The following is a 13,349-nucleotide window of genomic DNA, read 5'->3' on the forward strand; positions in this document are numbered from 1 at the left end:
GATTGAGTTTATCTGTGAATATCAGCCGTCATATTGCATTTTATATCGTATTTGTTTTTGGACTGTTTCTGTTTTCCATCTGGACACTGATTTCATTCCATAATACCTATAACCTGCTGACTAAACATACCCAGCTGTCCGCCTGGTCTCTGTCCCAGCTGGAAATAGAGACCTTGGAGTTTTCCAATCAGCTGGATCTGTTTTTGCTGCGCGACAGACGCTCGTTACGTCAACTCAATCTTAAGTACGATATTCTGTGGAACCGTTTCGATACCTTTCTGACCAGTGATGAAACTGAAGCGGTTCGCCTGCAGGGCAGCGCTCAACCTATCATTTCCGCTGCGTTCGACATCCTACGTAAATATGAAGCAGCAGTCATTGCTGGCAGAGTCGAAGCGCTCAATCAGTTTTCTGATGAACTGAAGTCATACATGCCGCTGATTCGCAACCTGATCATTACCACCCTGACCGGGGAAGAATCAGTGCGCAGCCGCGCCATTATTGAAGAGAACAAACAGACGGTTCTGTACAACATGGCGTTGATTTTGGTGGTTCTGGCCTACCTCTCTTTTCGGGTCTATCGCGATACCCGCTACCAAAAGTTCATGGCCTGGCACGACCCTCTGACCAAACTGAAAAACCGCAACTTTCTGTTAAAGCAGATTCGTAGTCTGGGCAAACAGCGCGCCGATTTTTCACTGGTGCTGCTGGATATTTGCCATTTCCGTGAAATTAATGACGTGATCAGCTATGAATACGGAGACCGGATTCTCAGTGATATCAGCCACATCATCAACCAACACGCTGAGCATTATCAACTGCTGTGCGCGCGGGTTGGCGCAGACCAGTTTGCTATTGTGGTTGACCGTCTCGATATCAATCTTGATATGTTCATCGCCAGCCTGCGCAGTGAACTGGATAGTAAACTGCAATTTCTCGACCCTTCACGCCGGATGCACATCGCGATTGGTATCGCATCCAGTGATCAGGTTGAACACACTCACCCTCAGCAGAGTAAAAAATTCAGTGTCTTACTCAACAATGCCGATTTAGCGTTAAACGTAGCGAAGAAAGAAGCCGCACAGCGGATCATCTACTTCACCAAAGAACGCGATCTGGCACACCGTAAAAAACGCGAACTGTGTGATGAACTGAAAGTGTTGCTGTCCATAGACGATCAACAGCAACTGTTTATGGTCTACCAACCGATAATCAATCCGGGCTGTGCACGTCTGGGATGCGAAGCTCTGTTACGCTGGGATCATCCGACCTACGGTTTCATTAATCCGGAGTACCTGATTCGCATTGCTGAGGAATCAGGCCAGGCCAAAGCTCTGGGGCGCTGGATTATGGAGCAGGTTTACCGGGCTCTGTCCACGGACTGGCATCACTTCGATGCGCGGATTGATGTCGCGATCAACCTTTCAGACTCGCTGTTTGATGAAGAGTTGTCTGAGTTGGTGCAGGAGATTTTTAGCAGAGAGAAAAACTATCTCGACTCGATTGTGCTGGAAATTACCGAAACCATGACACTGGATGAAATTGACCGCAGTGTCAGTATTATCCGCCGTTTGGAAGATCTCAATATTCGTCTGGCTCTGGATGACTTCGGAACCGGTTGGTCATCCCTGTACAACCTCAATCATTTGCGTTTCAACAAGCTGAAAATCGACAAATCGTTTGTGCGTGATTTATGCACCATGGACCAACAGAAATTCTTTATCTCTGCCATCGTGACTCTGTCTCATCAGTTAGGCATTAAAGTCGTCGCTGAAGGGGTCGAAGATGAGATCCAACTGCATCACCTGCAGCAACTGGGGGTCGACGAATACCAGGGCTACTACTTTTCCAAGCCCATCAGCAAGCAACTGTTTGCTCTGTTTAGCCAGCAGTATTTCGCCAACCCCAGGGAGAAAGTGCTAAGCAGCCACTACGCGTAACTACTTTAAGCGACTGATTCAGTTGTGAGAGACTAATTCCGTTTTGAGAGACGGATGCAATAGCGCTCTATTTTCTGCTCGTCGCTTTCTAATCATCGCTTTTTACCAGTAGCGTTCATGAATGATATTGCCGCCAGTAGCCTGACGATAGCGTTCCAGGCCCTGGTTTTGCAGTGACTTAATCGTGTCTTTAATCATATCCGGATTGCCGCATAACATGGCAAAGCTGTGCTGTGGTGACATCCGGACTCCGGCTGCATCTTGCAGCGCAGCGCTGTCAATCAGAGCAGGGATTCGCCCTTGCAGCGTATTTTCCACCGGCTCGCGGCTGACCACCGGATGATAACTAAGCTGGCCCTGATACTCATTCAATAGCTTGTGAATCAAAGCCTGATACGCCAAATCCCGGGCAAATCGCACCCCATGTACCAAAATGATTCTGCGCGGCGCAAGTTGCCGCCCCTGCAACAAGGAAAGAAAAGGTCCGATCCCGGTCCCCGTCGCTAACAACCACAAATCCTGAGTCTGCTCCGGGACAAAAGCCCGGGTCAAATCGCCGTGCGCACTGTCACCGACCCAGATGCTATCGCCCGCAACCAGAGCCTGCAGCGAGGGAGAAAGTTTCCCTTGTGGCACAGTCGTAATCAGAAATTCATGCCCGTTTTGTGTATCCGGGGCATTAACCAGTGAATACGCACGGCTGATTAACTCACCATCAGCTGTTTCCAGGCCCAGCTTAGTAAACTGACCCGCGACAAAATCCAGTGGGGTATGAGAGACGCGCAATGAAAACAATTCATCGGTCCAGTCAACACGTTCAACAACCTGGGCGCGATGATATCCGGTATGTGAACTCATCATTGTTCCTCCTCACCAGTGAGTGGATCTTCACGTTACGCCTGACACCTAAATATGTAAAGTTTTAAGTTTACATATTTAGGTTAATATTTTGTTAACGACCTCACCGACAACCCTATCCGATAAAGCTTAGAATAATTAGTCTAAATTACCGCTATTAAGGAACCAAGGTATGAACGAGCTGCTGAATGATTTCCCGGTTGTCACTGAGATCCCGGTCGCCTGGGGAGAGATGGATGCGCTGCAACACGTCAATAATGTGGTCTATTTTCGTTATTTCGAAACCGCACGTATCGATTATTTCCACCATATCAATCTGATGGATGAACTCGCCCGTGACAACATAGGTCCTGTGCTGAGCGAAACCCATAGCCGTTACAAGATTCCGGTAACCTATCCGGACACCCTGCTGGTTGGCTCCAGAGTGTGTGATATTCACTCCGACCGCTTTAGTATGGAATATCAGATTGTCAGTAAGAAACTCGGTAAAGTGACCACCACAGGCACAGCGACGGTGGTGATGTTTGATTTTAACCACGGCAGTAAAGCGCAATTGCCGGACAGTATCGTCAGTGCTATTCGCCGTCTGCAAGGCTCAGATATGGCCGTTCCGGTACAGAGCCTGAGTGAAAACGATAACGCAGAGCGATAAGAGTAAAAAAACGGCCCGCAACGCATTTGGTATATTGCTTAACCGAGTAGCACGGATTATTGTTGGCCTTTCAACAACATCTTTTAGGCTTTGCTATGAATACCGCCCTGCTCGGCATGTTTATTCCGACCTTTTTCTTTGTTTCTATTACTCCGGGGATGTGCATGACTTTAGCGCTGACTCTGGGAATGAGTATTGGCTACAAACGCACCCTGTGGATGATGATTGGTGAACTGGTCGGTGTGGCTGTGGTCGCAGTCTCCGCAGTGGTCGGTATTGCCGCCATCATGCTTAACTATCCGTGGCTGTTTGTGGCCTTTAAAACCGTAGGCGCAGCTTACCTGTTCTACCTTGGCATTCAGATGTGGCTATCTAAAGGCAAGCTGGCCCTCAGTGCAGAAACCGGGGCCACTTACCAAGGCAGCCAATGGGGCCTGGTGGTGCAGGGATTTGTCACCGCAATCGCCAACCCGAAAGGCTGGGCATTTATGATCTCGCTGCTGCCTCCCTTTATCGATCAGTCCGCCAGCCTGGCGCCGCAGCTGATATTTCTGGTCTCTATCATCATGCTTTCTGAGTTTGTCTGTATGACGCTGTACGCCACCGGAGGAAAAGGACTGAAACGTGCGCTGAGCAAATCCCAGAATGTACGCCTGATGAATCGAATCGCCGGCTCACTGATGATGGGCGTCGGTATCTGGCTTTTTGTCAGCTGATTGCCCCGCATCCCACCAATTTCTCTTGTAACCAGCGGCCCAGGCCGTTGGTTTTGTTTTGCAGCATAGGTTGAGCAGACCAAACATAGGTTAAGCGGACCAAACATAAGTTAAGCGCACCAAACATAGGTTAAGCAGCCATGGTTCCGGCAAATATGCTTCAAGCAAACATGGCTTGATGAAGCGCAGGTTTACATAAGATGACGAATCGGTATATTTATGAGCTATAACATCAAATAGACCCAAGTGCCGTGATGACCCAATATACCTATTCACGCTTTTCTCCGCGAAATCCGGATTTTCAGCGTAATAAGCAAGCGTTGCAGGCTGCGTTTCCCGCAGCGATTCATATCGAAGATTCAGCGCGCGGCCGGATGGCTCCGCTGGAACGACCGGATTTCGCCGCTCTGCTGGCGTCGCTGCAGCCCGGCGATGTACTGATCGTCAACTGGCTGACGAGTATCAGCCGTGACTTTCAGTTATGTCAGCAAGTGATTGCCCAGCTAATAGAAAAGAGAGTCACGCTGCAAACCCACCAGCCTGCACTGGTCATCCAGCCTGACAGTGAAAGCGCCACAACCATCTTGGCATTGCTGTATGGTTACGCATTAGCTGATACCCGCTACAGGCTACAGGCGGCAGAATTAAGCCGGCAAGTGCTACGCGACGATCCTAAAGCATGGCAGGAAAAATTCCGCGGTCGTCCGGCGGACAAAAAAAAGCACCAGCAGATAGCTGCCTTGTTGTGGGAAGGCAAGACGCTCGATGAAATCGCACAACGCTGTCAGTGCAGTTTATCGACCGTGAAACGGGTCAAACGTAAAATCCGCCATTTTGATGAATCCGACTCACTGCGCGACCGGACTAAGAAACCCGCCAACCATTAACGCTTTTTTGGGTGACGTCAAACAATCGCTAATCCGTTGAAAGTCACCCGAAATTAAAATCAAACAATTTCAGCACCTTAACTACATTTCTCACGCTTCACACCTCCTCTCTTCACTCTGATTTGACGAAAAAGCGATCAAGCTCGCAGAACAATCGCAATTTGATAACAGGCACACACTTCAGTTTGAAACCGGTTGCAGTAACCGGTTTCAAACTATACGCTGCAACCGGTTTCAAAAAATAAACACAACAGAAACAGCCTACTAAACGTTAAACAAAAAGGTGATAACTCATGGCTACCATCCGAGATTATGCCCAGCTGGCGAAGGACATCCTGTTCCACGTCGGCGGACAAGAGAACATCATTAGTTTTACCCGTTGTGCCACCCGCCTGCGCCTGGTTTTAAAAGAGGTTCCCGATTCTGCTGCCGACCAGATTAAATCCCTGCCCGGTGTCATCACTGTCGTGATCAGTGGCGGTCAGTTTCAGGTCGTCATTGGCACGCACGTTGCCGATGTGTACGAAAGCTTATCAGGCCTGGTTGACCAGAGCCTGCTGCAAAACAATGACAGCAAGGTGCGTATTTTCGATGCGGTTATCGCATCGATGTCCGCCATCTTTGCGCCAATCATTTTCGTCCTCGCCGCAGCCGGTATTTTGCAGGGCGCACTGATCGTCACCCGCCATTTTGCACCGGGCGTCAGTGAGAGCGGTACCTTCGCGGTGCTGAACTTTATGTCCTGGACCCCGTTCGTGTTCCTTCCTGTGTTCATCGCCATGACGGCCGCCAAACATTTTCGCTGTAACCCTTTTATTGCGGTGCTGTGCAGCTGTGCGTTGATCAACCCGTCATGGGGTGAGATGGCTGCGCAAATCGCCAATGGCGAGCTCATCACCTTCCTGTCGATCCCGCTGGCTAAAACCGTCTATACCGCTTCCGTTTTGCCGCCGATTTTCATGGTGTGGGGCATGTCTTACGTGGAGCGCTTTGCCAAGCGTGTCATTCCGGCCGTGGTCAGCGAACTGTTCACGCCGCTGGTCTGTATGCTGGTGATGGTTCCTCTGACTCTGATCCTGATTGGTCCGGTTACCAGCGCTGCCGCGAGCGGTATTGCAGCAAGCTATAACTGGCTGTTTGATACCTTCCCGCCGCTGGCTGCCGCTCTGGTAGGTGGTGTCTGGCAGATGATCGTGGTGTTCGGTGTACACTGGGGTATTACCCCCGTCGTCATTTCCAACTTCGATACCTATGGCCGCGACTCCTTCCAGGCCTTTCAGTCAATTGCCGTGATTGCCCAGATGGCCGCTGCATTTGCCGTCGGCTTTAAGTCACGCAATAAACTGTTCAAAACCACCTCGTTCTCAGCAGGTATTACCGGGATTTTTGGTATTACCGAGCCCGCGCTGTACGGTGTCACGCTCCGTCTGAAAAAGCCGTTTCTGTGCGGCTGTATCGGTGGTGCTATTGGCGCTGTCGTCACCAGCCTGTTTGGCAGCTACTACTACGCTTATGCGGGTCTGCCTGGCCTGCTGACAATTGTCAACGCCATCAGTCCGGAGAACCCGATGTCCTTTATCGGTCTGCTGGCGGGTGTTGCGACTGCGATTGTCGTCACCACCACACTGGTGTACATGATTGGGTTTGAAGATCCTCAGTCTGAATCGGACCCGAAAGCAAAAGCGCCAACCAGCGAGTCACAACCTGCTGTGGAACCCGCAGCCAAAGCTCTGACCCTGCTCAGCCCGGCCAACGGAGCCCGTATTGCCCTGAGCTCAGTCAATGACGAAAGCTTTGCGCAAAAGCTGCTGGGTGATGGTATTGCCATCGTGCCAAGTGAGGGATTGATCACCGCCCCCTGTGACGCTGAAGTCTCTTCGGTTATCGAAAGCCAGCACGCGGTCGGGCTGACCTGCAGTAATGGCGCCGAGCTGCTGATCCATGTCGGCCTCGATACCGTCAATCTGAAAGGACAATACTTTAAAACTCTGGTTAGTGTCGGCCAGCAAGTGCGCGCCGGTGATGCCCTGATTGAATTCGACAAACAACCGATTGAACAAGCCGGTTACGATCTCACTACGCCGTTCATTATTCTCAACAGTGACGAGTTTTCACTGCAGTTTCTTGCTGATGACGGTCAGATTTCCACCGGTCAACCTATGATTCAAATGTCTTAACAGGAGTAGTTATGAACAACACATTTCCAAATGATTTTCTCTGGGGCGGCGCGGTCGCGGCACACCAGCTGGAAGGTGGCTGGGACCAGGATGGCAAAGGTGTCAGCGTAGTCGACGTACTGACTGCCGGAGCCCATGGCGTACAGCGTCGTATTACCGATGGCGTGCAGCCGGATGAGCAGTACCCTAACCAGGTCGCGATTGATTTTTACAACCGCTACCCGCAAGACATTGCACTGTTCGCCGAAATGGGCTTTAAGTGCTTCCGCACCAGTATCGCCTGGACGCGTATTTTCCCGAATGGTGACGAAGCTGAACCGTGTGAAGCCGGACTGAAATTCTACGACGACCTGTTTGACGAGCTGCTCAAATACGGCATCGAACCGGTCGTGACCCTGAGCCATTTCGAAATGCCATATCATCTGGCTAAAGAGCACAAAGGCTGGATGAGCCGCAAGGTGATCGATTTCTTCGTCAAGTATTCTATGACCGTGATTGAGCGCTACCAGCACAAGGTCAAATACTGGATGACCTTTAACGAGATTAATAACCAGAAGAACACCTCGGCGGATATCTTCGGCTGGATGTGCTCCGGGGTGAAATTTTCTGAATACGAACGCCCGGAAGAAGCCATGTATCAGGCGGTGCACCACCAGTTTGTTGCCAGTGCCATGGTGGTCAAGCAGGCCCATGCGCTTAACCCGAATCTGCAGGTCGGCTGTATGTGTGCCATGGTGCCTTTCTACCCGTTCTCTTCCAAACCGGACGATGTGATGCTGGCCGAAGTGGCGATGCGTGACCGTTATTTCTTCTCTGACGTCATGGTGAAAGGCCACTACCCGTCTTATGCCAAACGCGACTGGGCACTGAAAGGCTATCAGATTGCCATTGAAGAGGGCGATGAAGCCATACTCAAAGAAGGCAAAGCCGATTACATGGGTTTCAGTTACTACATGTCAAACACGGTTGATTCCACGGTGCGTAACTCAAACGGTGAGAGCATGGACGGCAGCAGCGAGTTCTCGGTGAAAAACCCGTATGTGAAAGCGAGTGACTGGGGCTGGCAAATTGATCCGGTTGGCCTGCGCTTCTCTCTCGCTTCGCTGTATGAACGTTACGAAGTGCCGCTGTTTATTGTCGAAAACGGCTTTGGCGCCGTAGACACCATCGATGAAAACGGCGAAATCAACGATGACTACCGTATCGATTATCTGCGCGAGCACATCCGCGAAATGAAAAAAGCAGTCACTATTGATGGCGTTGACCTGATGGGTTACACCCCTTGGGGCTGCATTGACCTGGTCTCCTTTACCACCGGCGAAATGAAAAAACGCTACGGCTTTATCTACGTGGATAAACACAACGATGGCAGCGGCACGCTGGAACGGATGAAGAAGAAGTCATTCCACTGGTACAAAGAGGTGATTGCTTCCAATGGGGAGACTCTCTAATATTGCTGACCTGACGCCAAGCCATTTCGCTTGGGGACACAAGCCTTAACCGCAATATGCAGTCAGCACCGCCAGAACAGTCAGCCCCCCGCGACGGTTCTGGCAGGTGTGGCACTGATAATGAATGGAAAACACTATGGTGACCATGCAGGACGTAGCCAGACGAGCTGGCGTATCGAAATCGACCGTATCACGCGTGCTGAACGGCAAAAACATCGTGCGTCCCGAAGTCACTCAGGCGGTATTTAAAGCAATAGAAGAGACAGGTTACCGCCCTAACCTGCTGGCCAGGCAGCTCGCCACGCAAAGGACTCACTTTATCGGCTTTGTCATGACCAACGCGCTGTATAACGGCCCGTATTTCTCCTCTTTGGTCTATCATGCCGCCGCTTTCAGTGAACAACATGGCCACCAGCTGGTTCTCGCCGATGGCAAACACAGCGCCGAAGATGAACGCAACGCAATTAATTTTCTGCTCGATATGAAATGCGCCGGGATTGTGGTTTATCCAAAGTACCTGAGCGACCGGGAACTGACCGAGATTATCCAAGCGACCCCCACCCCGATTACTGTGCTTAACCGCAGTCTGGAACCCTACAGCGTAACCACCGATCACTACCACAGTGCCGTCATGATGATGGAGCATATCCTGCAGCAGGGCCATCGTCGCATCGCCTTTATCCGCGGCAGCAACGGCTCAGTAACCGGAGAGATCCGCTATCAGGCCTATTGTGACCAACTGGCACAGCATGGTTTAACGCCAGATCCTCAACTCGTCGTTCAGGGTGACTGGACTCCCGAAAGCGGCTATCACGCTGCACAGCAACTTATCGCCCGCAAGACAGATTTCAGCGCCGTATTATCCGGCAACGATGATATGGCGCTGGGCGCGATGAAAGCCCTGATGGAACTTGGATACACGATTCCACAGGATATCTCGATTGCCGGGTTTGATAATATCAAGATGGGTGAATTTGTCACACCGAGCCTGACGTCCGTCAGCGTCCCGCTGGAGCAGATGATTCAAAAAGGAATTTTACTCGCTTTGGGTGAAAAAGAATCCGCCAACGCGCTTAGCCTGGCCGGAGAACTCAAGATCCGCGACTCAATTGCCGCACGCTAAGCGCCGGTTCAAAATATCAGCCGCAGTGGAAGAGTTTTGCCACTGCGGACATCAATGACTTCCCCCGGCGGAAAAGCTCTGCCACCATCAGACCTAAAAAGCGAAAAAACATAATATTAAATTGATTTTACTGAAATATTTTTCAGGTACGCTTTTTGCTTTCATCTGATCATTATTTGTATTGAGAGACCTCTGATGAATGCTAAGCTAACCATAACAGCGAACTTACTGGCTGCAACCCTACTGACCGGATGTGGCGGCGGTGGCGGTGGCGGTGGCGGTTCCACGCCAGCTCCGGTAGCGTATTTCAATGTCAGTTTCGTACGTTTACAAGCTGTAGGTGCTGATGCCAACGCAAGTTGCCAGAATTTCGGCTTTAGCGATGACCAGCAAGAGAAAGCGATTGGCTACCGAGCAACTGCAGATTCGGAAACATCCCGCTTTTCTATCGTGATCCATAATGCAGATGGCTCTGTGGTTAACACCTACTCATCTGATCAAATTGGTGCCTCCTCAACCAGTTACCGTTTCCGCCAATCTGCAGTACCTAGTGACGGTTTTGTCAGCTTTGTTGTTAAATCTGAGCTCGGCTCTTACCGTGCAACCACTTTTGCCAAAAATCTTTTGCCTTCCAGCTTTCAACTTGGCCTTCGTTCAAGCCTGGCTTCTTCGACTTGTATCGCTTCAACCAGCACCGCAGAAGTAACACGCTCAGCTTACATTAATGATAGTGACAACCGGAATGATTACTACGGTTTCAATACCTACAGTCAAGATCTGACATCAATCGATAGCCACTATTCCGTGGGGGGCTTCCTTTCTGAAGGTGAGCTTGATTTGACCTCACTCAGCGGTAAACAAGTCTTTGCAGTTCGTTATTCAAACAGTCTTTCTGATGGCAGCCGAGGCGACCTTGGAGCATTGCAAAGTTTTAAGCTGCTATCTCTGAGTAATATTAGAGAAGGTTCATCGAATCAGATTCTACTGGACAATGTGGATGATTCTGGCAGAACCTGGACAGCACCAACGGACAGCAGCATCAGTCTGTCACAAGCGAATATGTTTGTTTATCGCACTGGTACAGGAGCACTGATGTGGCAACCGATGTCTGCATCAGCAAGTACCAGCGCTTACAGCTATGACAGTTCGATTGGTGACAGTAATTACTACGTGAATCTGACAGGATCACTGGACACCTGGTCAATGTCGCATACCGAAAATGTAACCACGCCTTCGGCGGACCATGACTCATCAGCTACAATTACAGGACTCAACCTACCAAGCGCCGCAAACCCAGTGCTTTATAACTGTGGAAGCGCCTCTAACGCTGGTGGCCAGTGCTTAACCATACCAGACAACAGCTTTAGCCAAGATAACACTATTGTGCGTATTGCCCGCTACTTGGGTACGGATGCTATCCATACCGTATATGCTAACTACGGCACTGATGTTCCGGTGATGAGTTTCGATGATCTCAATGAAACATTACAGGACTTTTTACTAGGTGCCGCTGGCATTGCCGAAGTTTCTCTGTTTAAAGCAGATTCAGACCAGAACTATGACAGTTTCACATATGGTCATAGCGGAGCATACGCAATTGCAGGGCTGGAAACATCAACCACTCGCTTTAGCGATCCGGTCACTTTGCTCAGCTCCGTCCAACAACAAGAAGCTTATCAGGACGAACTGAAATACCAGCCGCACACCTGGCTGAGTGCTTCGTTCTAAACTGAAAACAGCGCCTGTGGGCGCTGTTCTTTTATTGCGGTTCAGATTACGCTGATAATTGCCACACCAGTGTCAAACTCAGTCGCTAGCATCACAAAGTTAATCGATGAGCTAGAATGCAAAAGGCCCCGACAGAAACTGCCGGGGCCTTTTTAAATAAATGGCACGCCCTGTAGGATTCGAACCTACGACCACATCCTTAAAAGGGACGTGGTTTTATGGTTTTAAACGATAACACAAGATTAACCAACAAAATAAAATCAATCACTTACAGAAAACCCAGATAGTAATCATACTACTTAAGATTACATACAACTACACTAAATCACTTCCTTACTTGACTAGTTACTTGACTAACTTTACTGTTAGTCAAGTTGCGCTAGTTCGTGAGTTGAGGTGATGAAATGTTAACTGTAAAAGAGATAAAGGGATTACAGCCGAAGAAAAGTCCATATTACGTGTGGGACAAAACAGGAGAACGAGGAAAAGGTCGGCTCGGAGTTCAAGTCATGCCCTCAGGTTCAATCAACTTCAAATTCCGCTACTTCAAAGGCCCTAATAATGCTCAGTTTATACCTCTCGGGAAATTTCCAGGTATGACCCTTTCCCAAGCTCGTGACCTTTGCAAAGAATATAGTGACCTATTATCTCAAGGAATCGATCCAAAAACCGAACGAAAGAAACAAGCCGAAGAAAAAGCCAAGGAAGAGCGTGAACAAAAAGAATTAGGAACGTTTGAGCAACTCATCAATTTTCATACGCAGCACAAAAAAGATAAAGGTAACCGCTCATATCAAGACGAATATCAAAAAATCGTTGCCAACGTATTCCCTTATGTCGACATAAATAAAAAAGCTAAGGACTTTGAAGCCGAAGATTTTCTCGACGCTTTAGCAATCCCTATAGACCAAGGTTACGATTCGAAAAGCAACAAAATCCGTTCAATTCTTCATGCTGCTTTTAACTTTGCTTTGGAGTATGACAATGACCCCAAATATCGCAATCGAGGCGCAAAATTCGGAATAAAAAGCAACCCTATATCTAATATCCCAACACAATCCGAAAAAGTCGGAAACCATTACCTGTCATGGAAAGAAGTAATTCACCTTCTTTATGACATGGAACATCGGTATGACGATTTAAACCTCGCATATCAAACTAGGCAGGTATTAAGGCTTTGTTTCTATCTCGGAGGACAGCGCCCACACGAAGTAGTAACGATTAAGTGGGCGAATATCAATTTTGCTCAAAGAACAGTTCTAATCACTGAAGCTTTCCAAAAAACTAAGAAGAACCACATGGTTCCACTCACTGAATCTGCGATCAAAATACTAGAAGAAATTAGAGAACAAACAAGCAGTACTAATAGCCCATTTGTTTTCTATAAGAAAACAAATACTGATGAACATATGCCAACTAACACAATTGCTCAAGCGCTAATTACGTACAAAAAAGTGACAAAAGTGAGGTCGTTTGTCGCTAGAGACTTTCGTAGAACGGTAAAGACTTTAGGTGGCGAAATCAAAATCTCAAAAGAGTATCGTGACCGTATACAGGGACATGCCATTAATGATGTGTCAGGCAGACACTACGACATGTACGAATACATCGATGAAAAGCGTTCAGGGCTAGAGAAATGGGAAGAGGCGCTCAATTCACGCCTTGAGGATTATAAGCTCATATACTTTGAGAAAGAGCTTCCTTGGAAGAAGGAGAACCTAACCTCCTAATACAACTAATTTTATCTACGAAACCGCCAAAAAAGACTCGATAGCTCAGCCACTGTACCAAGCCTTTGCCCTTTTCGAATTACAGGC

The 13,349-nt window shown here is 48.9% G+C and carries 10 protein-coding genes; 9 read left to right on the forward strand and 1 reads right to left on the reverse strand.

The genetic code is table 11. The features are described from left to right. Positions 1 to 14: 14 nt before the first annotated feature. On the forward strand, positions 15 to 1,940 hold the full coding sequence (locus KNV97_RS13175) for a putative bifunctional diguanylate cyclase/phosphodiesterase (RefSeq protein ID WP_256612981.1): 1,926 nt from the start codon (positions 15 to 17) through the stop codon (positions 1,938 to 1,940). A gap of 102 nt (positions 1,941 to 2,042) precedes the next feature. Here KNV97_RS13175 and KNV97_RS13180 read toward each other — a convergent pair whose 3' ends face one another. Then, positions 2,043 to 2,798 (reverse strand): ferredoxin--NADP reductase, encoded by a 756-nt coding sequence (locus tag KNV97_RS13180; RefSeq protein WP_218563434.1) that lies wholly within the window; start codon positions 2,796 to 2,798, stop codon positions 2,043 to 2,045. Positions 2,799 to 2,970: 172 nt separating this feature from the next. On the opposite strand from KNV97_RS13180, the gene KNV97_RS13185 reads away from it, so the two are divergent. The 8 genes from KNV97_RS13185 to KNV97_RS13220 all read left to right on the forward strand — a co-directional run bounded on the left by KNV97_RS13185 (position 2,971) and on the right by KNV97_RS13220 (position 13,262). Continuing rightward, positions 2,971 to 3,450, forward strand: a complete 480-nt coding sequence (locus KNV97_RS13185) for an acyl-CoA thioesterase (protein ID WP_218563312.1) — start codon at positions 2,971 to 2,973, stop codon at positions 3,448 to 3,450. A 95-nt stretch (positions 3,451 to 3,545) separates the two neighbouring features. Beyond that, positions 3,546 to 4,166 (forward strand): LysE family translocator, encoded by a 621-nt coding sequence (locus KNV97_RS13190; protein ID WP_218563313.1) that lies wholly within the window; start codon positions 3,546 to 3,548, stop codon positions 4,164 to 4,166. A gap of 254 nt (positions 4,167 to 4,420) precedes the next feature. Then, complete coding sequence (locus KNV97_RS13195) at positions 4,421 to 5,053, forward strand: recombinase family protein (protein ID WP_218563314.1); 633 nt, start codon at positions 4,421 to 4,423, stop codon at positions 5,051 to 5,053. 293 nt (positions 5,054 to 5,346) lie between these two features. Next, positions 5,347 to 7,230 (forward strand): beta-glucoside-specific PTS transporter subunit IIABC, encoded by a 1,884-nt coding sequence (locus KNV97_RS13200; RefSeq protein ID WP_218563315.1) that lies wholly within the window; start codon positions 5,347 to 5,349, stop codon positions 7,228 to 7,230. A gap of 11 nt (positions 7,231 to 7,241) precedes the next feature. After that, positions 7,242 to 8,681, forward strand: coding sequence for a 6-phospho-beta-glucosidase (locus KNV97_RS13205; protein WP_218563316.1), 1,440 nt, complete (start codon positions 7,242 to 7,244; stop codon positions 8,679 to 8,681). A gap of 136 nt (positions 8,682 to 8,817) precedes the next feature. Continuing rightward, positions 8,818 to 9,804: a LacI family DNA-binding transcriptional regulator gene (locus KNV97_RS13210; protein WP_218563435.1), complete on the forward strand. Its 987-nt coding sequence runs from the start codon at positions 8,818 to 8,820 to the stop codon at positions 9,802 to 9,804. Between the two features lie 195 nt (positions 9,805 to 9,999). Beyond that, positions 10,000 to 11,532, forward strand: coding sequence for a hypothetical protein (locus KNV97_RS13215; RefSeq protein WP_218563317.1), 1,533 nt, complete (start codon positions 10,000 to 10,002; stop codon positions 11,530 to 11,532). 404 nt (positions 11,533 to 11,936) lie between these two features. Then, positions 11,937 to 13,262 carry a tyrosine-type recombinase/integrase gene (locus tag KNV97_RS13220; protein ID WP_074544455.1) on the forward strand — a complete coding sequence of 442 codons (1,326 nt, stop codon included), beginning with the start codon at positions 11,937 to 11,939 and terminating at the stop codon, positions 13,260 to 13,262. The last annotated feature ends 87 nt before the right edge of the window (positions 13,263 to 13,349 follow it).

This window comes from Vibrio ostreae, from assembly GCF_019226825.1.
Taxonomy (GTDB): Bacteria; Pseudomonadota; Gammaproteobacteria; order Enterobacterales; family Vibrionaceae; genus Vibrio; species Vibrio ostreae.

What these genes read in the sequence shown, in the direction of transcription:
- KNV97_RS13180 (WP_218563434.1), bottom strand. Translation starts at nt 2,798, where the DNA reads ATGAGTTCACATACCGGATATCATCGCGCCCAGGTTGTTGAACGTGTT.
- KNV97_RS13185 (WP_218563312.1), top strand. Translation starts at nt 2,971, where the DNA reads ATGAACGAGCTGCTGAATGATTTCCCGGTTGTCACTGAGATCCCGGTC.
- KNV97_RS13190 (WP_218563313.1), top strand. Translation starts at nt 3,546, where the DNA reads ATGAATACCGCCCTGCTCGGCATGTTTATTCCGACCTTTTTCTTTGTT.
- KNV97_RS13195 (WP_218563314.1), top strand. Translation starts at nt 4,421, where the DNA reads ATGACCCAATATACCTATTCACGCTTTTCTCCGCGAAATCCGGATTTT.
- KNV97_RS13200 (WP_218563315.1), top strand. Translation starts at nt 5,347, where the DNA reads ATGGCTACCATCCGAGATTATGCCCAGCTGGCGAAGGACATCCTGTTC.
- KNV97_RS13205 (WP_218563316.1), top strand. Translation starts at nt 7,242, where the DNA reads ATGAACAACACATTTCCAAATGATTTTCTCTGGGGCGGCGCGGTCGCG.
- KNV97_RS13210 (WP_218563435.1), top strand. Translation starts at nt 8,818, where the DNA reads ATGGTGACCATGCAGGACGTAGCCAGACGAGCTGGCGTATCGAAATCG.
- KNV97_RS13215 (WP_218563317.1), top strand. Translation starts at nt 10,000, where the DNA reads ATGAATGCTAAGCTAACCATAACAGCGAACTTACTGGCTGCAACCCTA.
- KNV97_RS13220 (WP_074544455.1), top strand. Translation starts at nt 11,937, where the DNA reads ATGTTAACTGTAAAAGAGATAAAGGGATTACAGCCGAAGAAAAGTCCA.